At 73.6% G+C, this 25,384-nt stretch carries 27 protein-coding genes and 1 tRNA gene; 14 read left to right on the top strand and 14 right to left on the bottom strand.

Going from position 1 to position 25,384, the window contains the following annotated elements; translation table 11 throughout:
• Positions 1–8 precede the first annotated feature (8 nt).
• Positions 9–974 (bottom strand): V-type ATP synthase subunit E family protein, encoded by a 966-nt coding sequence (locus tag JOF36_RS30865; protein WP_210033886.1) that lies wholly within the window; start codon positions 972–974, stop codon positions 9–11.
• A 160-nt stretch (positions 975–1,134) separates the two neighbouring features.
• Here JOF36_RS30865 and selD point away from each other — a divergent pair, with 160 nt between their 5' ends.
• The gene (selD, locus tag JOF36_RS30860) at positions 1,135–2,169 is read left to right on the top strand and encodes a selenide, water dikinase SelD (protein ID WP_210033884.1); all 1,035 of its coding nucleotides are present in this window, start codon (positions 1,135–1,137) and stop codon (positions 2,167–2,169) included.
• A gap of 74 nt (positions 2,170–2,243) precedes the next feature.
• Positions 2,244–3,290, top strand: coding sequence for an L-cysteine desulfhydrase Cds1 (gene cds1 / locus JOF36_RS30855; RefSeq protein WP_210036357.1), 1,047 nt, complete (start codon positions 2,244–2,246; stop codon positions 3,288–3,290).
• Positions 3,291–3,296: 6 nt separating this feature from the next.
• On the opposite strand, the gene JOF36_RS30850 is transcribed toward cds1, so the two are convergent.
• The 3 genes from JOF36_RS30850 to JOF36_RS30840 form a co-directional block, all read right to left on the bottom strand.
• Complete coding sequence (locus tag JOF36_RS30850; RefSeq protein ID WP_210033881.1) at positions 3,297–4,580, bottom strand: amidase; 1,284 nt, start codon at positions 4,578–4,580, stop codon at positions 3,297–3,299.
• A gap of 19 nt (positions 4,581–4,599) precedes the next feature.
• Positions 4,600–4,692 (bottom strand) — tRNA-Sec (locus JOF36_RS30845).
• An 8-nt stretch (positions 4,693–4,700) separates the two neighbouring features.
• A complete protein-coding gene (locus tag JOF36_RS30840; RefSeq protein ID WP_245351040.1) occupies positions 4,701–5,093 on the bottom strand; it encodes an STAS domain-containing protein in 393 nt (130 codons plus the stop codon).
• A 228-nt stretch (positions 5,094–5,321) separates the two neighbouring features.
• Here JOF36_RS30840 and JOF36_RS30835 point away from each other — a divergent pair, with 228 nt between their 5' ends.
• Positions 5,322–5,786: an acyl-CoA thioesterase gene (locus JOF36_RS30835; protein ID WP_210033879.1), complete on the top strand. Its 465-nt coding sequence runs from the start codon at positions 5,322–5,324 to the stop codon at positions 5,784–5,786.
• A gap of 66 nt (positions 5,787–5,852) precedes the next feature.
• Here JOF36_RS30835 and JOF36_RS30830 read toward each other — a convergent pair whose 3' ends face one another.
• The gene (locus JOF36_RS30830) at positions 5,853–7,244 is read right to left on the bottom strand and encodes a glycosyltransferase family 2 protein (RefSeq protein ID WP_210033877.1); all 1,392 of its coding nucleotides are present in this window, start codon (positions 7,242–7,244) and stop codon (positions 5,853–5,855) included.
• Positions 7,245–7,710: 466 nt separating this feature from the next.
• Here JOF36_RS30830 and JOF36_RS30825 point away from each other — a divergent pair, with 466 nt between their 5' ends.
• Entirely contained in the window at positions 7,711–9,000 is a 1,290-nt protein-coding gene (locus JOF36_RS30825; RefSeq protein ID WP_210033875.1) for a competence/damage-inducible protein A, read from the top strand.
• Positions 9,001–9,086: 86 nt separating this feature from the next.
• Here the strand turns inward: JOF36_RS30825 and JOF36_RS30820 are convergent, their stop codons facing one another.
• From JOF36_RS30820 to JOF36_RS30810, 3 genes are all read right to left on the bottom strand, one after another.
• Positions 9,087–9,686: a superoxide dismutase gene (locus JOF36_RS30820; RefSeq protein ID WP_210033873.1), complete on the bottom strand. Its 600-nt coding sequence runs from the start codon at positions 9,684–9,686 to the stop codon at positions 9,087–9,089.
• 266 nt (positions 9,687–9,952) lie between these two features.
• Positions 9,953–10,510 carry a DUF1697 domain-containing protein gene (locus JOF36_RS30815; RefSeq protein WP_210033870.1) on the bottom strand — a complete coding sequence of 186 codons (558 nt, stop codon included), beginning with the start codon at positions 10,508–10,510 and terminating at the stop codon, positions 9,953–9,955.
• 5 nt (positions 10,511–10,515) lie between these two features.
• Positions 10,516–11,205: a class I SAM-dependent methyltransferase gene (locus JOF36_RS30810; protein ID WP_210033869.1), complete on the bottom strand. Its 690-nt coding sequence runs from the start codon at positions 11,203–11,205 to the stop codon at positions 10,516–10,518.
• A 172-nt stretch (positions 11,206–11,377) separates the two neighbouring features.
• Between JOF36_RS30810 and JOF36_RS30805 the strand changes: the two genes are divergently transcribed.
• Positions 11,378–11,806 carry an SRPBCC family protein gene (locus JOF36_RS30805; RefSeq protein WP_307862676.1) on the top strand — a complete coding sequence of 143 codons (429 nt, stop codon included), beginning with the start codon at positions 11,378–11,380 and terminating at the stop codon, positions 11,804–11,806.
• 348 nt (positions 11,807–12,154) lie between these two features.
• On the opposite strand, the gene sodN is transcribed toward JOF36_RS30805, so the two are convergent.
• Complete coding sequence (gene sodN, locus JOF36_RS30800) at positions 12,155–12,562, bottom strand: superoxide dismutase, Ni (RefSeq protein ID WP_210033865.1); 408 nt, start codon at positions 12,560–12,562, stop codon at positions 12,155–12,157.
• Between the two features lie 107 nt (positions 12,563–12,669).
• On the opposite strand from sodN, the gene JOF36_RS30795 reads away from it, so the two are divergent.
• Entirely contained in the window at positions 12,670–12,978 is a 309-nt protein-coding gene (locus tag JOF36_RS30795; protein ID WP_307862675.1) for a S24 family peptidase, read from the top strand.
• Between the two features lie 66 nt (positions 12,979–13,044).
• On the opposite strand, the gene JOF36_RS30790 is transcribed toward JOF36_RS30795, so the two are convergent.
• Positions 13,045–14,175, bottom strand: a complete 1,131-nt coding sequence (locus JOF36_RS30790; protein ID WP_210033863.1) for an epoxide hydrolase family protein — start codon at positions 14,173–14,175, stop codon at positions 13,045–13,047.
• 57 nt (positions 14,176–14,232) lie between these two features.
• The gene (locus JOF36_RS30785; protein WP_210033861.1) at positions 14,233–14,994 is read right to left on the bottom strand and encodes an IclR family transcriptional regulator; all 762 of its coding nucleotides are present in this window, start codon (positions 14,992–14,994) and stop codon (positions 14,233–14,235) included.
• 70 nt (positions 14,995–15,064) lie between these two features.
• Between JOF36_RS30785 and JOF36_RS30780 the strand changes: the two genes are divergently transcribed.
• The 6 genes from JOF36_RS30780 to JOF36_RS30755 all read left to right on the top strand — a co-directional run bounded on the left by JOF36_RS30780 (position 15,065) and on the right by JOF36_RS30755 (position 19,446).
• Complete coding sequence (locus JOF36_RS30780) at positions 15,065–16,303, top strand: 4-hydroxybenzoate 3-monooxygenase (RefSeq protein ID WP_210033860.1); 1,239 nt, start codon at positions 15,065–15,067, stop codon at positions 16,301–16,303.
• 36 nt (positions 16,304–16,339) lie between these two features.
• Complete coding sequence (gene pcaH, locus JOF36_RS30775) at positions 16,340–17,059, top strand: protocatechuate 3,4-dioxygenase subunit beta (RefSeq protein ID WP_210033858.1); 720 nt, start codon at positions 16,340–16,342, stop codon at positions 17,057–17,059.
• Positions 17,056–17,628, top strand: coding sequence for a protocatechuate 3,4-dioxygenase subunit alpha (pcaG, locus tag JOF36_RS30770; RefSeq protein WP_210033856.1), 573 nt, complete (start codon positions 17,056–17,058; stop codon positions 17,626–17,628). The genes pcaH and pcaG overlap by 4 nt, the downstream gene beginning before the upstream one ends.
• A gap of 115 nt (positions 17,629–17,743) precedes the next feature.
• Positions 17,744–18,301 carry a GtrA family protein gene (locus tag JOF36_RS30765; RefSeq protein WP_210033855.1) on the top strand — a complete coding sequence of 186 codons (558 nt, stop codon included), beginning with the start codon at positions 17,744–17,746 and terminating at the stop codon, positions 18,299–18,301.
• Positions 18,271–19,173: an alpha/beta fold hydrolase gene (locus JOF36_RS30760; protein ID WP_210033851.1), complete on the top strand. Its 903-nt coding sequence runs from the start codon at positions 18,271–18,273 to the stop codon at positions 19,171–19,173. Before JOF36_RS30765 ends, JOF36_RS30760 begins: the two co-directional genes overlap by 31 nt.
• Before the next feature lie 57 nt (positions 19,174–19,230).
• The gene (locus JOF36_RS30755) at positions 19,231–19,446 is read left to right on the top strand and encodes a hypothetical protein (protein WP_210033848.1); all 216 of its coding nucleotides are present in this window, start codon (positions 19,231–19,233) and stop codon (positions 19,444–19,446) included.
• A gap of 57 nt (positions 19,447–19,503) precedes the next feature.
• Here JOF36_RS30755 and JOF36_RS41115 read toward each other — a convergent pair whose 3' ends face one another.
• The 3 genes from JOF36_RS41115 to JOF36_RS30740 form a co-directional block, all read right to left on the bottom strand.
• Positions 19,504–20,334: a methyltransferase domain-containing protein gene (locus JOF36_RS41115; protein WP_210033846.1), complete on the bottom strand. Its 831-nt coding sequence runs from the start codon at positions 20,332–20,334 to the stop codon at positions 19,504–19,506.
• Positions 20,331–21,197 (bottom strand): glycine/sarcosine N-methyltransferase, encoded by an 867-nt coding sequence (locus JOF36_RS41110; protein WP_210033844.1) that lies wholly within the window; start codon positions 21,195–21,197, stop codon positions 20,331–20,333. Before JOF36_RS41110 ends, JOF36_RS41115 begins: the two co-directional genes overlap by 4 nt.
• A gap of 354 nt (positions 21,198–21,551) precedes the next feature.
• Positions 21,552–22,757, bottom strand: coding sequence for an acetyl-CoA hydrolase/transferase C-terminal domain-containing protein (locus JOF36_RS30740; protein ID WP_210033837.1), 1,206 nt, complete (start codon positions 22,755–22,757; stop codon positions 21,552–21,554).
• Between the two features lie 63 nt (positions 22,758–22,820).
• Here JOF36_RS30740 and JOF36_RS30735 point away from each other — a divergent pair, with 63 nt between their 5' ends.
• Complete coding sequence (locus JOF36_RS30735; RefSeq protein ID WP_210033835.1) at positions 22,821–23,816, top strand: glutathione S-transferase family protein; 996 nt, start codon at positions 22,821–22,823, stop codon at positions 23,814–23,816.
• Between the two features lie 269 nt (positions 23,817–24,085).
• Complete coding sequence (locus tag JOF36_RS30730) at positions 24,086–25,303, top strand: glycoside hydrolase family 3 N-terminal domain-containing protein (RefSeq protein WP_210033833.1); 1,218 nt, start codon at positions 24,086–24,088, stop codon at positions 25,301–25,303.
• Positions 25,304–25,384 lie beyond the last annotated feature (81 nt).

Here is a 25,384-nt window from a genome sequence, read left to right as displayed (position 1 = left end):
CGTAGCGGTCAGGGATTGCCGGTGTGCCCGGTCGTCGGGGCGGGTTCGGTGTCGTGCCACGGCGTGCCGGCCGGTTCGGCCCCCTCGCGCACACCGCCGCTCTCGCGCACACCGCCGCTCTCGCCCGCACCGCCCTCGTCGCCCGCCGCGCCGGCCCGCTGTTCGGGCAGCGACACCGCGGGCAGCGGGCCGGTGTCGCCGCCGCGGCCGCGCCCGCTCACCATCCGGGCCGGTCCGTCGAGCCGGTTCAGCTCCGTGCCGAGCAGCGTGTGCAGCCGGGCGATCTCGTCCCGGACGCTGCTGCGCAGCCCGGCCACGTGCGAGTGCATCGACGCGGCGGTGTCCGCCAGGAGCTCGCCGTCCCGGCGGGCGGCGGCACCGGCGGCACTCTGCCGGTCGACCTCGGCGGCCGCTTCCGCGACGATCCGCTCCGCGTCGGCGCGGGCCTCGGCGGTGATCCGGGAGGCCTCGGCGCGGGTCCGCGCACGCAGCTCCTCGGCCTCGTGCTCGGCCGCCCGGCGGCGCTGCGCTGCCTCGTGGTCGGCCATCCGCAGCACCTTGTCGGCGCGCATCCCGAACGTCTCGACCGGGCGGGACCGGGCCTCCTCCAGGGCGGCGGCGAGCGCGTCGGCCCGGCGGGCGGCCTCGTCCCGGGTCGCCTCGGCCTCCTCCCGCGCCCGTTCCGCGGCGGCGAGCCGGGTCAGCAGCTCCTCGACGACCGCCGTCTCGTCCGTCCGGTTCCCGCCACCGGGCGCCCCGGCCCGGGCCCCGTCGCCGCCGCGCGGCGGTGACGGCACGCGCTGGGGGAGCTCCGCGACGGCCGTCTCGCCGGCGCGGGTCGCCTCGTCGTCCCGGACGTCCTCGGGCCGCCCGTCGTACTCGCCCACGTCGTCGACCGTCCCCCTGTCCGGCTCCTCGTCGGAGCGGCTCCCGCCGACCGGGCCGGCCCGTCGTCCCTCTCGCACGTCGCTCACGCCTTCCTCACGGTCGGTCAGTCTCGGCGTCCGGCGGTGTCCGCGCAGCCCCCGTTCGGCGGACGGCCCCGGTCCGGCGGCCGACGGCGTGCTCCTCTCCGTGGTCGTCGGTGGTCCCGGGTAGGATCTTCGGTGACCACTGTCACGTTCGGAGGAACGCATGTCCGACACCGTATCCACCCGGCGGCTCACCGAGTTCAGCCATGGCGCCGGATGCGGCTGCAAGCTCGGTCCCGGGCAGCTGGCCGAGGTGCTGGCCGGTGTCACCCCGCCGGCGCACCCGGACCTGCTCGTGGGGACCGACACCGGTGACGACGCCGCCGTCTGGCGCCTCTCGCCGGATCGTGCGCTGGTCGCCACCACCGACTTCTTCACCCCGATCGTGGACGACCCGCGCACCTGGGGCGCGATCGCGGCGACCAACGCGGTGTCCGACGTGTACGCGATGGGCGGCACCCCGCTGTTCGCGCTGAACCTGGTGTGCTGGCCGTCGGGCGATCTCGGTCCGGAGGTGCTCGCCGAGGTCCTCGAGGGCGGCGCCGCGGTCGGCCGGGAGTGCGGGTTCGCCGTCGTCGGTGGCCACACGATCGACGACCCGGAGCCCAAGTACGGCCTGGCCGTCATCGGCGAGGTGCACCCGGACCGGATCCTGACCAACGCCGGCCTGCGCCCGGGCGACGCGCTGGTGCTGACCAAACCGCTCGGCATCGGCGTGATCTCGACGGCGGTCAAGCGCGGCGTGCCGGCGGGGGTCCAGGCCGCGGTGGCCGCGATGACCACGCCCAACGCGGACGCCGCGGTGGCCGCCCGGGAGGCCGGCGCGACCGGCTGCACCGATGTGACCGGCTACGGCCTGCTCGGGCACCTGACGAAGATGACCGTCGCCTCCGGTGTGGACGCCACGGTCGACGCCGGTGCCGTCCCGGTGCTGGACGGCGTGCGGGACCTGATCGCCGGCGGTGTCGTCCCCGGAGGGACGCTGCGCAACCGGCAGTGGATCGACGACCGGGTCACCCGCGGCACGATCTCCGAGGACGAGCTGCTGCTGCTCTCGGACGCCCAGACCTCCGGCGGTCTGCTGTTCGGGGCCGAGCCGCAGGCCGCCGCGGGCGCGGTCGCGCGGTTGCGGGAACAGGGGCACGACGCCGCGGTGATCGGGTTCGTCACGGAGGGGACGGGCCTGGTCCACGTGTGACGCGGCCTAGGGTCGGGCGGGTGGAGCCCGTCGACCGTAGTTGCGCCCGTACCCGAGCCTGGACCGACGAGGCGATGCGCCGGGTCCAGGCCGACGCGAACCGCTCCGCGGACACCCATCTGCACGTGCTCGACCTGCCCGTCGAGTGGGGCGTGCGGGTCTACCTCAAGGACGAGTCGGTGCACCCCACCGGCAGCCTCAAGCACCGGCTGGCGCGGTCGCTGTTCCTGTACGCGCTGGCGTCCGGCTGGATCGCCGAGGGGACGACCGTCGTCGAGGCCAGCTCCGGGTCGACGGCGGTGTCCGAGGCGTACTTCGCGCGGCTGCTGGGGCTGCCGTTCGTCGCGGTGATGCCCCGGTCGACGAGCCCGGAGAAGGTGCTGCTGATCGAGCGGGAGGGCGGCCGCTGCCACTTCGTCGAGCACGGCCCGGACGTCTACGCCGAGGCCGAGCGGCTCGCCGCCGAGTCCGGTGGCCACTACCTCGACCAGTTCACCTACGCCGAGCGTGCCACCGACTGGCGTGGCAACAACAACATCGCCGAGTCGATCCTCGCGCAGCTCGCCGAGGAGGAGCACCCGGTGCCGGAGTGGATCGTCGTCGGGGCCGGGACCGGCGGGACGTCGGCGACCATCGGGCGCTACCTGCGGTATCGGCGGCTGCCCACCCGGCTGGCCGTCGTCGACCCGGAGAACTCGGCGTTCCTGCCGGGCTGGGCGACCGGCGCCGCCGACTACGCCACCGGCATGCCGTCGCGGATCGAGGGGATCGGACGGCCGCGGATGGAACCGAGCTTCGTGCCCTCGGTGATCGACCGGATGTTCCCGGTGCCGGACGCGGCCAGCATCGCCGCGGCCCGGCACCTGCGCGACCGCACCGGCCGCTGGGCGGGCGGTTCCACCGGGACCAACCTGTGGGGCGTCTACCAGCTGGTCGCGGAGATGCTGCGTACCGGGCGGACCGGCAGCGTCGTCACGCTGATCTGCGATGGCGGCGAGCGGTACCGGCACAGCTACTACGACGACGGCTGGGTCGCCGAGCAGGGGCTCGACCTGGACCCCTACACCGGGACACTGGAGAAGTTCGTCGCGACCGGCCGTTGGGAGCCGCCCGCGGCGTGAGCCGGCTCAGGGCGCGAGCAGGGCCGCGGTGGCGAGCAGCCGCCGCTCCGAGCCGGGGCGCCCGACCAGCTGGACGCAGGTCGACCTGCCGCCGTGGTGCACCGGCGTGACCAGCGACGGCAGCCCCGCCAGGTTCCAGACGGCCAGCCCGGTCGTCCCCGCGCCGGCCGGCCCGGCGGTGGCGGGCAGCAGCGCGGCCTCGGCGCCCGCCTCGTCCAGCCAGCCCACGAGCCGCTGCCGCCAGGAGGCCGGGGTGGCGGGCCGGAGCCCGCCGAGCCTGCGGACCCGGCGCCCGCGGCGCAGGGCACTGCGCGCGGCCCGCGGCAGGCCGGCCGGGTCGAGGTCGAGGTCCTCGATCCGGCGGGCCAGCCCGGCCTGCCGGCGGCGGGCCCCGTGTACCGCCAGGACCGCGCTGTAGGGAGGGTCCGCGGCGAGCAGGCGGACACCGGCGGCGTCGAGCATCCGGACGGCGGCCTGCACCCCGGCCGCGGCGGCCGGATCCGCGAGCCGGCTGCGCCCGATGCGCAACGAGCAGGCCAGCGAACCGAGGTGAGTACCGGCCGGGCCGGGCCCCCCGGGGTCCGCTGCGCCGGACGGCGGGCGGCCGAAGGGGTCCCCCGGCCCGCTGCGCGATGCCGTGGCCGGCCCGCGGCGGGCGGGAACGGACAGCACGTCGAGCGCGACCAGGAGGTCCTGCGGGGTCGCGGCGACCACGGTCGTCTCGGCCAGGCCCGACCAGCGCCGCTCGGCGGTGGCGGGCAGCGGGAGCACCCGCCGGCCCGGTTTGAGGGCCACCAGGCCGTGCGCGGCCGCGGCGGCCCGCAGCGCGCCGTCGCCGTCGACGCCGATCGCGAGTGGCACGGTGCCGGCCGCGACCGCGGCGACCGTGGCCCGGCCGCCGGGGGAGCCGTCCGGGCCGATGTCGAACTCCGCCGTGCGGGCGCTGCCGGCGATCAGCGCACCGGCGGCCCGGAGCCGTCGTACCGGCTCGTCGCCGCGGCCGGTCACCGAGACACCGTCCTCCACCGCGACCGGCACGCCGGCCAGCGGCAAGGCGAACCGGTCGGTGCGCCGGTCCAGTGCCGCGGCCGCGGCGCGCAACATCTCGGGATCGACCGCCAGCAGCGGGTGGCGGGCGCCGCCGGCACCGGTCCGGGCCAGCAGCGCGTCGGCGACGGCGACCGCCGTTCGGCGGCCCTCCCGGACCGCCCCGGCGATCTCCGGCACGCTCCACGGCTGCCCGTCCGGGGTGCCGGGCCCGGACGAGGCGGTGCCGGGGAGCGCGCTCACCGTCGGTGATTCTGTTCGGCGGAGGCGGACGGGAATCGAACCCGCCTGGCCGAGATACTCGGCCACGTCGGTGTTGAAGACCGCGGGGGCCACCAGGCACCCATACGCCTCCAGGTCTCGTCAGACCGTGCGGAGTGCCTCCGGCACGCCGTCGGCCACATCGAACATGGACAGCAGGTTGGTCGCCTCCAGGGCACGCGTCACGGCGTGTGACCCGCACACGAGCCGCAGCCGCATGTCGGCGTTCTGCGAGGACTCCTTGGCCTCGACGAGTGCAGCCAGGCCGGCCGACCCCAGGAACGTCACCCGGGACAGGTCGACCACCAGCAGGCTCGCGGACGGGATCTGCATGGCCAGGCGCTCGCTGAGCACCGGTGCGGTCATCGTGTCGATCTCGCCGTGCACGTGGACGACGACTGCGCCGTCCCCGTGCTCGACCACCTCGAAGCGGACGACCTCGCCGACGTCGGGGGTCTGCTCGTCCCCCACACCGGTGGGCGTCTCACTGCTCATGTGTCTCGTGCTCCCTCGACGGTCGTCGGCAGTGGCTCAACCCGGTAGGGCGTCACCGTGGGTGACATCGGACGCCGATTCTTGACGTGCCGTTCATGCTGTCCCCGTCCCAGCCTAGTCAGGAGGAGTTCCTACCCTACGACCGCGGTCGCGCGTCGCACAAACATCGTTCGCGGCCGGGTGCGCGGGCTCCCGGGAGGGGCCGCGCGGGATGACAGGCTGGCGCCCATGAGCGCAGAGCAGCCTGCACGGTACGTGGTCAGGATCGGCGTCCGGAGCTACGAGATGGACGTGAACGGGCACGTCAACCACGCCGTATACCACCAGTACGCCGAGCACGCCAGGATGGAACACCTCCGTGCGGCCGGGCTGTCCCAGCATGCGCTCGGCGATCACGGGCTCACGGTCGTCCTGCTCTCGACGACGGTCCACTTCCGCGCCGAGCTCCGCCACGGTGACGAGCTGGAGATCGATTCGGAGATGGCCTTCACAGATCGGAAGCCGTTCACGATGCGTCACCGGATCGTGCGGGTGGCCGACGGTGACGGAGCGCCCGCGAAGGACGTCGCGGCCGAGGCGGAGTGCACGATGGGGGTCCTGGACACCACGGCCCGGCGGCTGGTCGCCGATCCGCACGGCCGCCTGGCGGCGGCCGCGGCGGCACCGGCACTCCTCGGCCCGGGCCCGTCCTGACCGGATACCGCTCCGCGGCGCTCTCGCGCAGCCGGCCGGCGCGGGTGGGGCTCGGTGGACCCGGGTTCAGGCCGGGACGGCCGGGTCGGTGTTCGACCGGTCGCTGCGCTCCGCCCGCTCGGACCGGTCCGACCGGTCCGACCGGTCGGCCGGACGGGCCGGTCCGGGTTCCCGGGAGGGCACCGGCCGGACCGGACCGGTGCCGGTGGGCGCCGGTCCGTGGTATCCCGGCACGACGGCGGGCAGCGACCGCCCGATGAGCGGCGGCACCGCACCCCCGGCACGGCGCACCGCGCGGCGGGAGCGCAGGTAGGCGCGCGGTCCGGTGAGCAGCCCTCGGGCGCGGGTCTGGTCGGTGTCGGCCGGCATCGCGTCCCCGGCGCCCGCCTCGCGGGCCGAGATGTGCCGCAGCCGTGCGAGCGCGGCCGGCAGCCGGCGCAGCGCGACCGACCGGCCCTGCGGGGACAGCGCGACCTTGGCCAGGAAGCTGCCCAGGCCGACCGCGTAGCCCTCCAGCTGCTTGCGCAGCGCGTCCTGGTCGGGCCGGTGGTGGTGCCACAGGTAGGCGCCCGGGGCGTAGCCGAGGACGTGCCCCGCCAGGATCATCCGGACGAGGAACTCGCAGTCCTCGCCGCCGTGCGTGGGCGTGCCGGGCCCCATGGCCTCGTCGAACGCGCCGACCGACCGCGCGGCGGTGGCCCGCACGGCGAGGTTGGCGCCGATCCCGAACAGCCCGGGGGCGAACGGGAAGATCGGCGAGTCCTGGGGCGGCGCCTGCATCGAGAACCGGCGGGTGGTGAAGCCCTTGTTCCAGGCGAGGGCGACGTCGGCCGCGCGCTCCTCGGGCGATCCGAGCCGGGCGGCGAGGACGGGCCCGGACACGCAGGCGAGCTCCGGGTCGGCGGCGAACGCGCCGCAGAGCCGGGACGCCCACGCCGGGTCGACCTCGGTGTCGTCGTCGGTGAAGGCGACGAGATCGGTCCGCGCCTCGGCGAGCCCGCGGTTGCGGCCGACCGACGCGCCGCGGCGCGGCTCGCGGACGTAGCGGACCCGGGGTGAACCGGTCGCGTCCACGACGTCGCGGGTGAGCTCGTCGTCCGGGTCGTTGTCGACGACGACGACCGACAGCGCCGGGTGGTCGGACGCGAGCACGGCGCGCAGACAGCGGGCGAGCGACTCGGGACGGTTCCGGGTCGCGATCACCACGGTGAGCGGGTCGGTCGCGACCGGGGCCGGGGCCACCCGCTCGGGCGGGCCCAGCGTGATCAGGGCGGACTCGAGATCCGCGACGGTGGCGCGGCCGTTCCGCAGCGGGACCGTGACCTGCCCCTGCGGGGTGCCACCGACCGTCACCAGCAGGCGGGCGGCGTGGAATCCGGGCCCGGCCCGGAGGTCGCGCAGCGGCGCGAGTCGGTCCAGCTCGCCCACCCACGTCGCGGCGTCGGTCGTCGAACACATCCCTGGCATGCGACACAGTCTCGTCCACCCGCGCTGAGACCACACTGAGAGTGCCGGATCGTGCCCCGTCGACGACTCTGCGTCGTCGTCGGCGACCGGTTCACCGGTTCCGGTACCGCTGTCCGGTATCGGTGCAGGTGGACGCCCGGCGTGCTGAACCGCAGCCGGGCGGTGCGGTGTCGCCGGCCGAGCCCGCGGGCGCGACGAGCGTGCCGGAACCAGCGGGGACACGCCGTGTGCGGCTCTGGGATCGGCGTGTCCGCCCGGTACCGGTGCCACGTTCGGGTGAACGGCGGCATGGTCGGCGGCGACCTGTCCGGTGAGCAGCCACGACCGTGATCGGTTCGGACACGATCGGGTGGTCAAGTCGTCCGGTTCGGGTCTGTTCGGGGCGCCCTGACCGGTTCGCCGGTGTCCGCGGGGTCCGTCCGGGTGCACCTGCGCACACCGCGGGTAGGTTCGGATCATGAGTGAGCGCCCCACCGCGTCCGTGCTGGTCACCGGTAGTGAACTGCTGACCGGCCACGTCGCCGACGCGAACGGCCCGTTCGTGGCGCGCGCGCTGGCCGACCTCGGCTTCGCGGTGCGCCGGGTGCTCCTCGTCGGGGACCGGCCCGACGACCTGCGCTCCGCGCTGGAGTTCGTCGCCGGCGACGACCTGGTGGTGACCAGCGGTGGGCTCGGCCCGACCGCCGACGACCTGACCGCCGAGATCGTCGCCGAGTTCTGCGCCGCCCCGATGGCGGTCGACACCGAGTTGCGCGGCCGGATCCACGCGAAGGTCGCCGGTTGGGCGACCCGGGCGGGCTGGGCCGGCCCGGCGCTCGACGCCGCGACCGAGAAGCAGTCCCGGGTGCCGCACGGAGCGTGCGTGCTGGAGCCGGTCGGGACCGCCCCGGGACTGGTGGTCACGCGCCCGGGCGGCCCGATCGTCGTCGTGCTGCCGGGGCCGCCGCGCGAGCTCACCGGCATGTGGCCGGCGGTGCTCGTCGCGGAGCCGGTCGCGGAGCTGCTCGCGACGGCCCCGCGCGCCGAACCGATCCTGCTGCGCTTCGCCGGGCTCCCCGAGTCGGAGATCGCGGCGACCCTGCGCGAGGTGGAGCAAAAGCTGGACCTCTCCCGGGTCGAGGTCATCACCTGCCTGCGCCGCTCCGAGCTGGAGGTCGACCTGCACCCGCTCCCGGGGGCGGCCGAGCTCGCCGGGGAGCTGGCCGACCGGGTCGTGCGGGCCCACCGCCGCAAGCTGATCAGCGACGACGGCCGGACCACCGACGAGCTGCTGGCCGGCGCACTGCTGGAGAAGGGGTGGACGGTGGCGACCGGTGAGTCCTGTACGGGTGGCCTGCTGGCCGGGCGCCTGGTCGACCGCGCCGGCTCGTCCGCGTACGTCGCCGGGGGAGTGGTCGCCTACTCCGACGAGGCCAAGACCGCACTGCTCGACGTGCCCGCCGCCCTGATCGCCGAGCACGGCGCCGTCTCCCCGCAGGTCGCGCGGGCCCTGGCGGACGGCGCCCGGGCCCGGTTCGGTGCGGACGTCGGCGTCGGGATCACCGGCGTCGCCGGGCCGGACGGCGGAACCGAGGCCAAGCCGGTCGGCTACGTCTGCTTCTGCGTCACCACCGCCGACGGCGAGGTGGTCGCCCGGGACCCACAGCTGCCGGGTGGGCGGGCGGACGTCCGCGAACGGTCGGTGGACCTGGCCATGCACCTGCTGCTGCGGGTCACCGGCCGCACCGGCCCCGGCGCCCACCGGTAGACACACGCGCGCCCCGCCCGGAATCCCGGACGGGGCGTGGTGTGCAGGGAACCCGGCTCAGCCGCGGGCTGTGCTGACGGCCCGGCTCAGCCGCGGGCTGTGGCCAGGCGCTCGCCGGCGTCGGCCCAGTTCACGACGTTCCACCAGGCCTTGACGTAGTCCGGCTTCACGTTCTTGTACTGCAGGTAGAACGCGTGCTCCCACATGTCGAGCATGACGATCGGCGTCTGGCCGGCCGGCAGCTGCGACTGCTGGTCGTAGAGCTGGTGGACGAGCAGCCGCTGCCCGAGGGTGTCCCAGCTCAGGATCGCCCAGCCGGAGCCCTGGATGGTGGTCGCGGCCGCGGTGAAGTGCGCCTGGAACGCGTCGAACGACCCGAAGTGCTCGTCGAGTGCCGCGGCGAGGTCGCCGGTGGGCTTGCCCCCGCCGTCGGGCGAGAGGTTCTTCCAGAAGATCGAGTGGTTGACGTGCCCGCCCAGGTTGAAGGCGAGGGTCTTCTCCAGACCGACGATCGCGCCGAAGTCGTTTTTGTCGCGAGCCTCGGCGAGCTTGTCGAGCGCGCCGTTCAGGCCGGTCACGTAGGTGTTGTGGTGCTTGGAGTGGTGCAGCTCCATGATCTCCGGCGCGATGTGCGGGGCGAGTGCGCCGTAGTCGTACGGCAGATCCGGGAGCGTGTACTCGGCCATCGGTTGTCTCCGACCTCCTCGGTCACGGGGGAGCGCGGCGGATGCCACGCACGATCACTTGCCACTATGTCGCAACAGCCGCCTACCCGCGATGGCTGGCTCTCACGCATGGACGGATCGAGTCGCCAGGCGTAGTCTTCTGCAAGTCACTTGCAGCAGTGTGGTGACACGGTGCCGGTGATCGTTCTGGCAGCTCGACACCCGCCGTCGACGGCGCCGCGCCGGGATTCCCGGACGCGGCGCCGCCGCGTCTCATCCGCGACCCGCTATCCGAGGAGCTCGGCGAGCTTGCGGACCGTGGCCCAGTTGCGGACGGTCCCGCCGCCGTCGGCCGCCGTGGTCTTGGCGCTCACGCGGACGGCCAGCGCGCTGCGCCCGATCCCGTCGGGCAGGTGCAGGTAGACGACCCGCCCGACGACGGCGGCGTCCTCCTGGCCGCCCTTCGTCCGCTCGATCGTCACGGCGGCATCCAGCCGGGCCAGCTCGGCGTCGTCCGGGGGTGCGGCACGGAACACCACGTGCAGCTGCTTCGGCTCGGTGACCTGCGGGAACGGGTTGGCTTCGACGGCGGCGAGGTACTCCTCCCGCCCGAACACCACGACCGGCCGCGGGACCGCGAAGTCCTCCCGGAGCACCTCCTCGACCGCCGCCGCCACAGTGGCCGGCTCCGGGTCGGTGCTGGTCAGTACGACGTTGCCGGACTGGATGTAGGTGGCGACATCGGTGAAGCCGCGCTCGGCGAGCAACCGCCGCAGCTCGGCCATCGGGACCTTCCCGGACCCGCCGACGTTGATCCCGCGCAGCAGCGCGACGTGGGTACGCACCGCGGTCACCCTGCGCCGGACGCAGCAGAAGCCTGCTCGGCCGGTTTCCGTCCGATCAGGAACCCCTGGGGGACCGGTGCGGCCGCATGGCGGGCCTCGGGTGCCCGGACGAGCCGGGCGACCAGCCCGAACCCGGCGGCCTCGAGTGTCGCGACGACGGCGTCGGGATCGAGGCGATGGAAGTCCAGCGACACCTCGTGCCCGAACGCCTCGTCGAAGTGCAGGGTGTCGTCGCCGACCTGGAAGGCGAGCAGCACGTACCCGCCGGGTCGCAGCACCCGCTCGAACTCGGCCAGCACCGCGGGCCGGTCGTGCTCCGGGACGTGGATCAGCGAGTACCAGGAGACCAGTCCGGCCAGACTCACGTCGTCGATGTCGAGGTTGTGCATCTCGCCGACCCGGAACCCGACCTCGGGGTAGGTACGGCGCGCGAACTCGACCATCGCCGTGGACAGGTCGATGCCGCTCACGCTCAGGCCGTGCGTCGCCAGATACGCGGCGGTGCCTCCGTGGCCGCTGCCGACCTCGACCGTCAGCGGATCGGGGTGGTCGCGCCGCACCATCTCGGCGAACGCGGCGAGCAGCGCCCGATCCAGCGGCGCATCGTCCAGCGCGGCGCGGAAAGGTCCAGCACAACTCTCGGCGATGGCGTCGTAGCCGCCTCTCGTGGCGGTCAGATATGCGGGCTCGGTCACGGCCCGGAGACTATGACGGGCCACCGACATCGACGCCGTCGTCCGCCCGGATCTCGCAGTGGGGCGCCGCGGAATCGCGCACCGCCGGTGGCGCGCCAGGGCCGGGGCGATGATTTCCCCCGTTGCGCACCGGGTGGTTCACTGCGCTGTGACCGAGCAACCCTCGACCGTCGTGACCAGCAGCCGGGAGATCGCCGCCTCCGCAGAGACGATCTTCGACCTGATCGCCGACCCGGCCCGGCAGCCCGAATGGGACGGCAACGACAACCTCGCCGAGGCCGCTGCCGGCCAGCGGGTCCGCGGGGTCGGGGACGTCTTCTCGATGACGCTGACGCGCAGCGGCGTCCGGGAGAACCGGGTGACGGAGTTCGCCGAAGGACGCCTGATCGCCTGGCTTCCGTCGGAACCGGGGAGCCCGCCGCCCGGGCACCTGTGGCGCTGGGAGCTGGAGCCGGTCGACGACGGCCGGACGCTCGTCCGCCACACCTACGACTGGTCCCGGCTGACCGACGACCAACGCCTGCAGCGGGCCCGGTCGACGACCGCCGAGCGGCTCCGCGCCTCCCTGGACCGGCTCGCCGAGGTCGCCGAGTCCCGGTGACCACGCGCGGGCCGCGAGCACCGGCGCGGGTCTCGCCGAGCCGAAGGGCATCCGTACCCGGGTCCCCTGACGGTCCCGGCGGACGCGATCCGCAGTCTCGACGCCCGCAGCCCGGCCCCTCGACTCCCGAACTCGACGCAAACGTCGAATGACCGGCGATCGAGGCGTCCGGCATTCGCCGTCATGATCAACGGCACACCAGGGCTGTGGGACGAAGATCGGACAGCCCTGGTGTGCCGTTGATCTTGGATGGGCGGGCGAAACATCCCGAGGGGCTTGCGCCGAGGAGCACGAAGCGGCGCTGACCGACGAGGTTCTCGCTGGTCAGCGCCGCTTCTGACGCCTGGATCAGGCAGCCTGCTTGGTCTCCCAGAAGATCTTGTCGATCTCCGCGATGTAGTCCAGCAGGTCCTGGCCGGACTTCGGGTCGTTCGACCCCTTGGTGCCGGAGGCACCGGCGGCCTTGGTGGCCTTGTTGAACAGCTCGTGCAGCTGCGGGTACTTCTCGAAGTGCGGGGGCTTGAAGTAGTCGGTCCACAGCACCCACAGGTGGTGCTTGACCAGGTCGGAGCGCTGCTCCTTGATCTCGATGGCGCGCGCCCGGAAGTCCGCGTCGTCGTTGCCCTGGTACTTCTCCTGGATGGCCTTGACCGACTCGGCCTCGATCCGGGCCTGGGCCGGGTCGTACACGCCGCAGGGGAGGTCGCAGTGCGCGGTGGCCTCCAGCCGCGGGCGGAAGATGCGGGACAGCCGCATGGAATCCTCCCTGGTTGGGTGATCGTTCTGGCGTGGCCGACCCTACCCCTGCGGACCGGGTGAGGCAGCCGGGCGTGGCCGCGAGATCCACTCTGGAGGGAGGCCCGGTGCGCTGGCGGAGGGTGACGGTGCGGGGCCCGTCGATGTCCCCGGCACTGTCCGACGGCGACGTCGTTCTGGTCCGGTTCGGCACCCCCGTGCGTCCCGGGGACGTGGTGCTGGTCACCTGGGACGCGCGGCCGGACCAGCTGTCGGTGAAGCGGGCGGTGCGCACCGACGGCGACGGCTGGCACGTGCGCGGTGACAACCCGTTCGGATCGACCGACTCGGCGACGCTGGGCCCCGCCCGGGTCCGGGCGGTCGCGCGGCTGCGGCTGTGGCCGCGTCCCGGCCGGATCCGCGCGGCGCGCCGCTGACGCCGGACACGCTCACCTGACACAGCACGCTCACCGGATACCGCACGCTCACCGGATACGGCGCGCTCACCGCAGGGTGCGGAAGTACCCCCGCAGCTCGTCCACGAACGTCTCCGGCTGCTCCAGCGCCGCGAAGTGCCCGCCGACGTCGGGCCGGGAGAACCAGCGCAGGTCGGTGAAGCGGCGTTCCAGCCAGTGCCGTGGCAGCTTCACCATCTCCTGCGGGAACTGGGCAATGCCGGTCGGCACCTCGACGTCGTCCATCCGCCGCCGGGCGAAGCTCTCCCAGTAGAGCCGTGCCGACGACGCACCCGTCCCGTTCAGCCAGTACTGCATCACGTTGTCCAGCAACCTGTCCCGGCTGATCACGTTCTCCGGGTGCCCGGCACAGTCGGTCCAGTCCCAGAACTTCTCCACGATCCAGGCGCACTGGGCGACGGGGGAGTCGACCAGTCCGTACCCGATCGTCTGCGGCCGGGTGGACTGCTCGGCGGAGTACCCGGCGCCGTACCGGCTGAAGGCCTTCGAGAACGCGATGTCGTCGCGCTCCTGCTTCGACAACGGCTGCGCGCCGTCCCTCGGTTTCGGGGCGAGCGCCATCGTCAGGTGGATGCCGTACAGCATCTCCGGTGCGGCCGTCCCCAGCGCGGAGGTGATCATCGAGCCCCAGTCGCCGCCCTGCGCGGCGAAGCGGGAGTAGCCGAGCCGGTCCATCAGCTGTGCCCAGGCCACGGCGATCCGCTCGACGCCCCAGCCGGACACCGCGGGCTTGCCGGAGAACCCGAAGCCCGGCAGCGTCGGCAGCACGACGTGGAACGCGTCCGCCGGGTCCTCGGGATCGGTCAGCGCCGGCAGCACGTCCAGGAACTCGACGAGCGAGCCCGGCCAGCCGTGGGTGAGCAGCAGCGGCATGGCACCGGCGTGCCGGGACCGCGCGTGCAGGACGTGCACCTCGACCGAGTCGTCGCCCCCGCCGTCGAGACCGGTGCGGAACTGCGGCCAGGAGTTGATCTCGGCCTCCACCCGGCGCCAGTCGTAGCGGGTGCGCCAGTACTCGCACAACTCACGGGTGTAGTCCAGCGGGATGCCCTGCTCCCACCCGTCGACGGTCGCCGGGTCCGGCCAGCGGGTCCGGGCGAGCCGCTCGCGCAGGTCGTCGAGCTCGGTCTCGGGGATCTCGATCCGGAAGTCGCGCACGTTGCCACCGTGGCACGCCCGGCGGTGCGGCGGGGGCGCGCCGCGGCATCCGAATGATCACGAAGCGGGGAGCGCTCGGCTGATCCCGCGGGCGGCCGCCCGGACGGCGGGCACCCAGGTGTGCGGGTTCGTCCCGGCCGCCGGCACGACGATCGACAGCGCGGCGACGACCGGCCCGCCGCCCTGGCGCACCGGTGCGGCCACCGACAGCGACACCGCCTCGATCTGCCGGTCGGAGATCACGAAGCCACCCGAGCGGGCCTGCGCGAGCAGCGCACGGACCGCGTCCGGGTCACAGACCGTGTGCGGGGTGAACCGGCGCAGCGGCCGGGCCAGCGCCGTCTCGACGTCGGCCGGATCGGCGTGGGCGAGCAGCACCAGCCCGACGCCGGTGGCGTGCGACGGCAGCCGGGACCCCGGCCGGGAGACGATCGAGACGGCGTCCCGGCTGGAGAGCCGTTCGACGTAGACGACCTCGCCCGGATCGTCCGGGTCCAGCACGGCGAGCTGCACGTTGTGCCGGGTGACCTCGTGCAGGTCCTCCAGGAACGGCATCGCCGCCTCCCGCAGGCCGTGGCTGGCCGGCGCGAGGTGCGCGATCTCCCAGAGCCGCAGGCCGATCCGGTACCGGCCGTCCTCGCCGCGGTCCAGCGCGCCACCGGCCGTGAGCTCGCCGACGATCCGGTGCGCGGTGGTCAGGGGCAGCCCCGTGCGCTTCGCGATGTCGGACAGGCCGAGCACGGGAGCCTCGGCGGTGAACGCCCCGAGGACGTCCAGAACCCGCGCGGTGACCCCGGAGCGGATCGGTCGTGACGCCATGACCGGGCATTCTTCCGCACTGCGGAAGTGGAGTCGAACGGGGGCGGCCGGGTCGGGGACAGTTTCTCCCATGACGCGGCGGCACGAGTCCAGGACACAGGTCGGCATCGTCGGGGCGGGACCGGCCGGCCTCGTCCTGGCGGCGCTGCTCGCGCGGGCCGGCATCGACTCGGTGGTGCTGGAGGCCCGCAGCCGCTCCTACATCGAGGCCCGCGTCCGGGCCGGTGTTCTCGAGGCCCCCACCGTCGACCTGCTCCGCGAGGCCGGCGTCGCCGGGCGGCTGGACCGGGAGGGCATGGGGCACACCGGTATCTCGCTGCGTTTCGCCGAGGCCCCCGGCGGGCCCGCCGAGGATCACCGGATCGACTTCGCCGACCTCGTCGGGCGGGGGATCACCGTGTACGGCCAGCAGGAGGTCGTCAAGGACCTGCTCGCCGACCGGATCGACGACGCCGGCCTGCCGGTCGAGTTCGAGGTCTCCGATGTGGATCTCCATGACGTCACCACCGACGCGCCGTCGATCACCTACACGGCCGCGGACGGGACGGCGCACCGGTTGCGCTGCGACGTCGTCGCCGGGTGCGACGGCTTCCACGGCGTCGCCCGGACGGTGGCCGCCGGGGCGGGCGGGGAGCTGACGACGGCCGAGCGCGTCTACCCGTTCGGCTGGCTCGGCGTGCTGGCGAAGGCCGCGCCGACCACCGACGAGCTCGTCTACGCCCACCACGACAACGGCTTCGCGCTCTACTCGATGCGCAGTCCCGAGGTCACCCGGCTCTACCTGCAGGTCCCGCCGGATGCCGACGCGGGCGACTGGTCCCAGGACCGGATCTGGGACGAGCTGCAGACCCGCCTGGCCTGCGACGGCTTCACGCTGAACGAGGGCGAGTTCCTCGAGAAGCCGAGCGTGACCGGGATGCGCAGCATGGTCGCGTCCCCGATGCGCCGCGGACGCCTGTTCCTGGCGGGCGACGCCGCGCACATCGTCCCGCCGACCGGGGCCAAGGGGATGAACCTGGCGATCGCCGACGTCCGGGTGCTGGCCGACGCCGTCGAGCGGTACTACCGCGACGGCGACGAGAGCGGGTTCGACGCGTACTCGGCGACCTGCCTGCGACGGGTGTGGCGGGCCGAGCACTTTTCCTGGTTCATGACCTCGATGCTGCACCGCTTCGACCCCGCGACCGAGGCGGGCGACGCGTTCGGCGTCGGCCTGCAGCGCTCGCAGCTGCGCTACACCGCCACCTCCCGCGCTGCCGCGACGAGCCTGGCCGAGAACTACGTCGGCCTGCCGCACGGTGCCGTCTGACCCGCCCCACCACCACCACGAGAGAGGACGACGTCGATGGCTCGGCCGACGCCGACGATCCCGCCCTATGCGCCGGTGCCCGACGGCACCCACGCACCCCTGGACTTCCCCGGCTACAAGAGCACCGGGCTGCGCGCACCGAAGGAGCAGCCGGTGATCCTCCCGCACCGGCTCACCGAGGTCACCGGGCCGCTGCTGACCGGGCCGATCCGCCCCGGTGACGAGGACCTGACCATCGGTGAGCACGGCGAGGCACAGGGCCAGCGGATCGTCGTCTTCGGCCGGGTCTCCGACTCGGACGGCCGCCCCGTCCCGGACACCCTGGTCGAGGTCTGGCAGGCCAACGCCGCCGGCCGGTACGCACACGCGTGGGACAACTGGCCGGCCCCGCTGGACCCGAACTTCACCGGCGGCGGCCGGGTCCTCACCGACTCCCACGGCGACTACTCGTTCACCACGATCAAACCCGGCGCCTACCCCTGGGGCAACCACCACAACGCCTGGCGCCCCGCGCACATCCACTTCTCGCTGTTCGGGCGGGCCTTCACCCAGCGGCTGGTCACCCAGATGTACTTCCCGGACGACCCGCTGTTCGCCCAGGACCCGATCTACAACTCGGTGCCCGAGGGCGCCCGCGAGCGGATGGTCTCCACCTTCGACCTGGACACGACCCGGCCGGAGTGGGCGCTGGCGTTCCGCTTCGACATCGTGCTGCGCGGCCGGAACCAGACCGTGTTCGAGGAGCCGCACGCATGAGTCATCAGCTCACGCCTTCCCAGACCGTCGGGCCCTACCTCGCGCTCGGGCTGCCCTGGACGGACGGCCCGGACGTCGTGCCCGAGGGCACCCCGGGCGCGGTGACGATCGGCGGGACCGTGTTCGACGGCAACGGCGAACCGGTCGTCGACGCGATGATCGAGACCTGGCAGGCCGACCCCGACGGCCGGTTCGACCACCCCGACGACCCCCGTGGCGAGCAGAAGCCGGCCGCCGAGGGGTTCCGGGCGTTCGGCCGTGCCCCGACCGACGGGCAGGGCCGCTGGAGCATCCGCACCCTGCTGCCCGGGGCGCTCCCGGCGTACGACGACGCTCCGGACGAGGCCCCGCACATCGACGTCTCGGTGTTCGCCCGTGGCCTGCTCGACCGGCTCGTCACCCGGATCTACTTCCCGGACTTCGCCGACGCGAACGCCGCCGACCCGCTGCTGGCCACGGTGCCCGCCGAGCGGCGGGACACGCTGGTCGCCCTCGCCGAGGGACCCGGGCGCTACCGGTTCGACATCCGGCTGCGCGGGGTGGGTGAGACGGTCTTCCTGCAGATCTGACGGCCGGGCCCGGCCCGTCCGGCGCCCGCTGTGACGCCCTGCCGGGGTTCGGGTCGTGCACATCGGGTAGGACCTGGGAAGATCCTTGTGAGCGGAGGATTCGACAGGAGGTCCGGTGGGCGCAGCATCAACCCCGGGACGACGGCGGCCGGCCGCCGGGCGCGCCCGTGGGCACCTGCGTCGCGTTGCTCGCCGGACCGCGGCCCGGTACCCGCTGGCCACCCAGCTGGCGCGCTACGCCGTCGTCGGCGGCGGGGCCACCGCGTTCAACGCCGCGCTCTTCCTGCTGGTCCGGCCGTGGCTGGCCGCGGTCCCCGCGAACCTCGTCGCGCTCACCGTGACCACCGCGCTCAGCACCGAGCTGAACCGCCGCTTCGCGTTCGGGGGCGCCCGTGCGCACCGGCTCCGCGAGTGGGTGCAGGATCTGGGCACCGTCGCGTTCTACGCCACCTACACCTCCGGGGTACTGCTCGTGCTGCAGTGGCTGGACCCCGCGACCACCCCGGCGCACGAGGCGGCAGCGGTCGCGCTGGCCAGCATCGGGGGCGGGCTCCTCCGGTTCGCGGTGCTGCGGTTCTGGGTGTTCGATCTGGACGGAGCAGGCAGCAACGACGACGCGACGCACGCTGGAGGTCCCCCGCAGTGTTCGGCGACTTCACCGCCTTCGACCTGACCGCAGGCCCGGACCGGGTGCCGATCCACGGCGTCCGGGGCGGTGCGGGGCCACCCGTCCTGCTGCTGCACGGATTCCCGCAGACCCATGCCATGTGGGCGCCGGTGGCCGAGGAGCTGGCCCGCGACCACACCGTCGTCTGCACCGACCTGCGCGGCTACGGCGAGTCCGGACGCCCGGAGTCCGGCGACGACCACGCCGGCTACTCGTTCCGGGCGATGGCGGCCGACCAGGTGGACGTCATGTCCCGGCTCGGGTTCGACGAGTTCGCGGTCGCCGGGCACGACCGCGGCGCCCGCGTCACGCACCGGATGCTGCTCGACCACCCCGGCCGGGTGACCCGGGCCGCGCTGCTCGACATCCTGCCCACGGCGTACGTCTACGGGAACGTCGACCGGGCGCTGGCGACCGCGTACTACCACTGGTTCTTCTTCATCCAGCCCGCCGACCTGCCGGAACGGCTCATCGCCTGCGACCCGATCGGCTATCTGCACACCCTGCTCGGCGGCTGGGGCTCCGGGCTGGACGCGCACCCGGTACCGGCACTCGCCTCCTACGAGCGGGCGTTCGCCGATCCCGCCGCGCGGCACGCGATGATGGAGGACTACCGCGCCGGCGCGACCGTCGACCTGGAGCACGACGCCGCCTCCGCCGACGCCGGACAGCGGATCACCGTGCCCACCCTCGCGCTGTGGGGCGCGTCCGGGGTCGTCGGTGCCAATGCGGAGAGTCCGTTGCAGGTGTGGCGCCGCGCGGCCGCCGACCCGGACCTCGTCACCGGGCGGGCGCTGCCCGACGCCGGGCACTTCCTGGTCGACGAGCAGCCGGGTGCCACGCTCGACGAACTGCGCGGGTTCCTGCTGCCGCACTGAGAGAAGCTTGCGGGACGAACCCTGCGCCGACAGCGGACATCCTGGAACAATCGCCCCATGCGACGTACAACGCTCTCCCGGGCAGTTCTCGGCACCCTCGCGGCGCTCGCCCTCGTGTTCACCACCGCCGGCGCGTGCGGCGGCGGGGAGGAGGCCCCCGCGCCGCCTCAGCAGCAGCAGGAACAGCAGCAGGGCGGCGACGACGACGGCGACGACGGCGACCAGGGCGACCAGGACGACCAGGGCGGCGGCGGCCAGGAGGACGACGACTGATCCACGCACGGGAGGGCCCCGGCACCCCATGGGTGCCGGGGCCCTCCCCTCACACACTCAGCTCTTGACGGCGTGCACGACACCCCAGGTGAGCTTGCCGGCGTTGCCGCCGTCCACCCAGTGCTGCAGGCCCGCCTTCATACCGGTGATGTAGGACTCCGAGATGGCCGCGGACAGCTCCTGCTCGCGGGCGACGAGCTCCTCGCGGACCCTCCGGTAGTGCGTCGGGAGCTGGTCGGCGTGGTCGTGGAACGTCACCGAGGTGAAGCCACGCTTCTCCAGCCCGCCGGTGTAGAAGCCGGGGGAGGCCATCGTCGACAGCTGGATCCGGTCGAGGATCGGCTGGATCGACGACTGGTCCAGACCGTCGACGGCCATCGGGTCGGTGAACACGACCTGCCCGCCGGGCCGCAGGACCCGGGCGATCTCGTCGAGCACCCTGTCCCGGTCGCCGGAGTGCAGGAACGCGTCCTGCGACCAGACGACGTCGATCGAGGCGTCGTCGACGGGGACGTCCTCGAAGGTGCCGGTCGCGACCGTCAGCAGCTCGTCGAGCCCCTGTTCCTTGGTGAGCCGCGTGTTGCGGTCGTTCTCCACGGGGGACAGGTTGAGGCAGTGGACCTTCGCGCCGAGCCGGCTCGCGAGCTGGCGGGCGGCGCCGCCGTAGCCCGAGCCGAGGTCGAGCACCTGCATCCCGGGCCCGACACCGGCGATCTCGCCCATCCGCGCGACCGTGCGGCGGCTGGCGGTGGCGATCTCCTCGTCCGGGGTCTCGTAGAGGCCGACGTGGATGTCCTCGCCGCCCCAGACGCGGGAGTAGAAGGTGTCCGCGTCCTCGGAGTCGTAGTAGCTGCGAGCCGTGCTCTCGGCCGCCTGTGCCTGGGTCACGGGGTCTCCTCCTCGAGCGTCTCCTCGAGGTAGGCCTTCTCCGCGATGTGCACGAAGAAGTCGGGCTCCTCGTCGGAGTAGGTCGACTGGAAGTCGCCGTAGGTCTCGATCTTCTGGAACCCGACCTCGTGCATGAGCCGCCGCGTGTAGTCCTTGCGCAGCGGGAACATGTTCAGGTGGTACTCGGAGCCGTCCGAGAACTCGTACCGGAACCGGGCCAGCCCGTCGTCGACGTGCTCGGGCTCGGCCACGACACCGTCGCCGCAGTAGTAGTACTGGTGCTTCGAGCTGAACCCGTTGTCCAGGATCGAGTCGTAGTTGCGCTGGTCCAGGATCAGGACACCGTCGTGCTTGAGCATCGCGTAGAACTCCGCGAGTGCCTTGCGCCGGTCCCGCTCGGAGAACAGGTGGGTGAACGAGTTCCCGAGGCAGATGATCGCGTCGTACTCGCCGTGCACGTCCCGGTTGAGCCAGCGCCAGTCGGCCTGCACGACGCGCAGGATGTGCCCGCCGAACTTCATGCCGTTGGCGAAGGCCTTCGCCAGCATCTCGGCGCTGCCGTCGGCCGAGACCACGGTCTCGAAGCCTTCCTCCAGCAGCCGGACGGAGTGGAAGCCGGTCCCGGTGGCGACGTCGAGAACGCTCTTCACTCCGTGGTCGCGGAGCTGCTGGACGAAGAACTTCCCCTCGCTCTCGTAGCGGGCCCGCCAGTCGATCAGCTCGTCCCACTTGTCGACGAACGTCTGCACGTACTCGTGCTTGTAGTGGGTGGACTCGCGGACCTCGGTGGGTTCGTCACCGAACTCCTGAACTGTTCGTCCCAGCTCGGGCAGCTCGCTGTCGGTGCGATGGTCGGCCGTCATGTACCGCGTCTCCTCGACACAACTCGGGTGTTTCGGGGCGCCCCGACCGTAGAACGGGGGATCGGGTGCCGTCCGGCCCCGGGGCGGGGGTCTGGATCGGTCGCGAACGTTGTGTTATACGCAACGCCGGGGGTGGCGGCTGTGGTCCATGACACGCCGCGGGCCGGTGACCAGGATCTCCGGCCCGCGGCGTGCGGGCGGTCCGACCAGTGGTGCAGTCTCCCGGTGCCGGGCCTCGGGTGAGAAGACGGACACGTTCGGGCGTTCAGCGTTTGCGGAGTTGCACGGCGGGAACTTCCGCTACGTGAAACGCCAACGAATTTTGTGATGTCGGTCACTGCATGGATTTGCAGTTCACTCGTTCGCGCCAACGGCGCCACTCCACAGAGCCGCGAGAGCGCGTTCCCGTTCCCGCCGTCCCAGGCCACGGAGGTCCGCGGTTCCCCGTTCGGTGACGACGACGTCGACGTCGTGTGACGGCGTGGTCACCGGCCCGCCGAGGTGCTCCACGAGCGTCGGACGGCCGCGGTGCGAGGCCGGCAGCGCGATCACCGACAGCCCCGGCCCGCGCGCCGCCGCGGCCGCGAAGTCCGGGTGCCCTCCGATCATCCCGGCCGCCGACCCGGCGACGCCCTCGACGTTCACCTGGCCGCTGCCGTCGATCTCCAGCGCGGTGTTCAGCGCGATCAGCGGCCCCGGGTCCGAGCTCAGCCGGGAGATGTCGTGGGTGTACTCGACCGGCCGGACGATGCCGTGACCCGCCCGGCCCAGGCCGTCCGCCCAGTCGTAGAGCCGCCGGCTGCCGTGCAGCGCGAGCGCCGACGGTGTGCCCAGCAGCAGGCCCCGCTCGGCCAGGTCGACGACCGGGTCGGCGAGCAGTCCCGAGTCGACGTGCACGGCGACGCCGAGGGCCGCGACCAGCGCCGTGGCCAGCCGCCCGGGGCCGAACTGGATCCGCGCACCCGCCGGGACCAGTGTGGCGACCGCCTCGGCGATCCGTTGGTCGGCCTCGGTCGGTGGCGGCGTGCCGACCGTGAACGGCGTGCCGTCGACCTCGCCCAGCACGGTGACGTCCGGCAGCGGGGCGCCGCGCTCCGCGTGCGGTGCGTGGCGCGCGACGACCGCCGCGACCGGCACCCCGTCCTCGGCGAGCCCGCGCATCCAGGACGACTCGGCACCGAACCGGTACCCGTCGGCGTGCTCGACGACCGTGGCGAGCACCAGGTCCGGTCGCAGCGGCCCGGCCAGCAGTGCCGGCAGCGCGGACAGCCGGGCCGGGACGCGGTGCGCGGCGCCCGACTCCACCAGAGCCCGCGCGCCCGGTCCGCCGACGACCGTGCGGATGTCGGCGAACGCGTCGGGGTCGAGCTCCGGCGCCGGCCCGGGGACCCAGCCGAGCACCAGCCGCACCCCGCCGGTGCGGGCGGCCACCCGGCTCAGCGGGCCGGCGAGCACGTAGGGCATCCCGCAGGCGTCGGCGATCGCGATCCGGGCACCCGGCCGGACCAGTTCGCCCAGCGCCCGCTCGGCGGCGGCGTCGTCGAAGGCCTCGTCGTTCATACCTGTCATCCGATCATGGAGCTGACCTGCGGGATACTGCACCCGGGGTTAGCGTCGGGCCCCATGGGCAGCGATCGGGACAGTGGCGAGTTCGTGCGGGAACCCCTCGGGGTGGCCGAGCGCATCACGGCGGACGGGGCGTCGTCGTGGCCGGTGGCGGCGGGCCGGTACCGGATGGTCGGGGCGCGGGCCTGCCCGTGGGCGAACCGGGTGATCATCACCCGGCGGTTGCTGGGGCTGGAGGACGCGATCTCGCTCGGCATCGCGGGCCCGCTGCACGACGAGCGGAGCTGGCGCTTCCACCTCGATCCGGGCGACGTCGACCCGGTGCTCGGCATCGAGTACCTGCGCGAGGCGTACGAGAAGGCCGTTCCCGGGTACGACGAGGGCGTCACCGTCCCGGCGATGGTCGATGTCGACTCGGGCAAGGTCGCCACCAACGAGTACGCGGCGCTCGAACGCGACCTGTCCACCCAGTGGCGTGGGTTCCATCGCGACGGCGCCCCGGACCTGTGGCCCGAGCAGTACCGCGACGAGATCGAGGAGCTCGGGAAGGGGATCTTCCACGACGTCAACAACGGCGTCTACAAGTGCGGGTTCGCCTCGTCCCAGGCCGCCTACGAGCGTGCGTACCGGGCACTGTGGGCCCGGCTGGACGCGCTGTCCGGGCACCTGTCGACCCGGCGCTACCTGGTGGGGGACACGATCACCCAGGCCGACATCCGGTTGTGGGTGACGCTCGTCCGGTTCGACGCCGCCTACCACGGCCACTTCAAGGCCAACCGGCACAAGCTCACCGAGCTGCCCGTGCTGTGGGCCTACGCCCGCGACCTGTTCCAGACCCCCGGGTTCGGCGACACCATCGACTTCGAGCAGATCAAGCAGCACTACTACGGCGTGCACACCTCGCTCAACCCGTCCGGTGTCGTCCCGGTGGGTCCGGACGTGTCGGGCTGGCTCACCGGACACGCCCGCGAGCAGCTGGGCGGCCGCCCGTTCGGTGACGGAGGCCCGCCCGGCCCACCCCCGGCCGCCGAGCGCATCCCCGCGATCGGCTGACGCCACCGCCCCACGCCACCGCCCCAGGCCCCGCCCCACGCCACCGCCGCCCCGCCCCGCCCCGCCCCACGACACCCGCCTCACGAGGGGCACACGAGCGTCGTCCTCCCGAGATCGAACTGCCCCCACGTGCCCTTCACGGGTCTCGCGGGACGCTTTGCTCTGCTCACCTGGGCGCACCACCCCTCCGGGGGGAGAGCGGGGCGGGACACGCGGGGTGGCGGGGCGTAGGCGGGCGGGGCGGCGCGGTGCTGTCACGATGGTCGGCGATGCGAGGACGAACCGAGCGGCCGGCGCCGCGTGCCCCCTCCGCCGCGCGCCGGCCCCGCGGTCCCGGGCTGCTCACGGCGGCCGTCGTCGGGGCGCTGGTCGCGGGCACCGTGGCCGTCGCGGCTCCGGCGCTCACCGCGCACAGCGGTCCGTCCGCGCCGGCGCAGCCGCAGGCCGCGCCGGCGAGCGTCGAGCAGGTCACCGACACCTGCAGCCCGATGGTCACCGCGCTCTCCCCGCGGGACCGGATCGCGCAGCGGCTGATGGTCGGCGTCGACGCGTCCGACCCGGCCGGTGCGGCGGCGATCGTGAAGGGGTCGCAGGTCGGCGGCGTGTTCCTGGGCGGCAACGCGACCGCGCTGCTGCGGGACGGCCGGATGCAGGCCCTGCAGGATGCCTCGCGCACCCCGCTCGCGGTCGCCGTCGACGAGGAGGGCGGCCGGGTCCAGCGGATCGACGAGCTCGACGGCGACATCCCCAGCGCCCGGCAGATGGCCGCGTCGAGCACCCCCGAGCAGGTCACCGAGATCGCCCGCACCCGGGCCGAGCAGCTGCGGGCCCGCGGTGTCACCTGGAACCTCGCGCCGTCGGTGGACGTCTCCGACAAGCCGCGCTCCTCGGTCATCGGTGACCGGTCGTTCTCCGACGACCCGGACATCGCGACGAGCTACGCGCGGGCGTGGGCCGAAGGGCAGCAGGCCGGTGGGGTGTACGGCGTCCTCAAGCACTTCCCCGGGCACGGCAGCGGCTCCGGTGACTCGCACGAGGGATCGGTGAGCACGCCGCCGCTGGCCGAGCTCGAGCAGCGCGACCTGAAGCCGTACGCGGCGCTCGTCGGTCCGGGCACGCCGCTCGACGGCCGGATCGGCGTGATGCTGGGACACCTGGAGGTCCCCGGGCTGACCGGTGAGAACCCGGCGACCGTCGACCCGGCCGCCTACCGGCTGCTGCGCGAGAAGTACCGGTTCGACGGGGTCGCCATGACCGACGACCTCGGCGCCATGAAGGCGATCACCGACCGGTACGGCCTCGCCGAGGCCACCACCCGGGCGCTCGCGGCCGGCGCGGACATCGCGCTGTTCTCCAACGTGACCGCGGTCGGCCCGCTGCTCGACGCCGGGGAGAAGGCCCTCGCCGACGGCCGGATCACCCCCGAGGCGAACGACGCCGCCGCGGCCCGCGTCCTGGAGTCCAAGGGGCTGTGCTCCCGGCGCTGACCCCACGGGCCGAATGGTCGCGCCGATTCCGTCCGAGCACGTATCGTCCTCGCCGAGATGCAGCTCAACGGCCTGCGGAGA

It is taken from the genome of Pseudonocardia parietis, assembly GCF_017876315.1.
Taxonomy (GTDB): domain Bacteria; phylum Actinomycetota; class Actinomycetes; order Mycobacteriales; family Pseudonocardiaceae; genus Pseudonocardia; species Pseudonocardia parietis.
This window is presented reverse-complemented; position numbering and strand designations above follow the sequence as displayed.

Excerpts from the sequence above, each read along its gene's own strand:
- selD (WP_210033884.1), top strand. The coding sequence starts at position 1,135 with ATGTCCGACACCGTATCCACCCGGCGGCTCACCGAGTTCAGCCATGGC.
- cds1 (WP_210036357.1), top strand. The coding sequence starts at position 2,244 with ATGCGCCGGGTCCAGGCCGACGCGAACCGCTCCGCGGACACCCATCTG.
- JOF36_RS30840 (WP_245351040.1), bottom strand. The coding sequence starts at position 5,093 with ATGAGCAGTGAGACGCCCACCGGTGTGGGGGACGAGCAGACCCCCGAC.
- JOF36_RS30835 (WP_210033879.1), top strand. The coding sequence starts at position 5,322 with ATGAGCGCAGAGCAGCCTGCACGGTACGTGGTCAGGATCGGCGTCCGG.
- JOF36_RS30830 (WP_210033877.1), bottom strand. The coding sequence starts at position 7,244 with ATGTGTTCGACGACCGACGCCGCGACGTGGGTGGGCGAGCTGGACCGA.
- JOF36_RS30825 (WP_210033875.1), top strand. The coding sequence starts at position 7,711 with ATGAGTGAGCGCCCCACCGCGTCCGTGCTGGTCACCGGTAGTGAACTG.
- JOF36_RS30820 (WP_210033873.1), bottom strand. The coding sequence starts at position 9,686 with ATGGCCGAGTACACGCTCCCGGATCTGCCGTACGACTACGGCGCACTC.
- sodN (WP_210033865.1), bottom strand. The coding sequence starts at position 12,562 with ATGCGGCTGTCCCGCATCTTCCGCCCGCGGCTGGAGGCCACCGCGCAC.
- JOF36_RS30785 (WP_210033861.1), bottom strand. The coding sequence starts at position 14,994 with ATGGCGTCACGACCGATCCGCTCCGGGGTCACCGCGCGGGTTCTGGAC.
- JOF36_RS30780 (WP_210033860.1), top strand. The coding sequence starts at position 15,065 with ATGACGCGGCGGCACGAGTCCAGGACACAGGTCGGCATCGTCGGGGCG.
- pcaH (WP_210033858.1), top strand. The coding sequence starts at position 16,340 with ATGGCTCGGCCGACGCCGACGATCCCGCCCTATGCGCCGGTGCCCGAC.
- pcaG (WP_210033856.1), top strand. The coding sequence starts at position 17,056 with ATGAGTCATCAGCTCACGCCTTCCCAGACCGTCGGGCCCTACCTCGCG.
- JOF36_RS30755 (WP_210033848.1), top strand. The coding sequence starts at position 19,231 with ATGCGACGTACAACGCTCTCCCGGGCAGTTCTCGGCACCCTCGCGGCG.
- JOF36_RS41110 (WP_210033844.1), bottom strand. The coding sequence starts at position 21,197 with ATGACGGCCGACCATCGCACCGACAGCGAGCTGCCCGAGCTGGGACGA.
- JOF36_RS30740 (WP_210033837.1), bottom strand. The coding sequence starts at position 22,757 with ATGAACGACGAGGCCTTCGACGACGCCGCCGCCGAGCGGGCGCTGGGC.
- JOF36_RS30735 (WP_210033835.1), top strand. The coding sequence starts at position 22,821 with ATGGGCAGCGATCGGGACAGTGGCGAGTTCGTGCGGGAACCCCTCGGG.
- JOF36_RS30730 (WP_210033833.1), top strand. The coding sequence starts at position 24,086 with ATGCGAGGACGAACCGAGCGGCCGGCGCCGCGTGCCCCCTCCGCCGCG.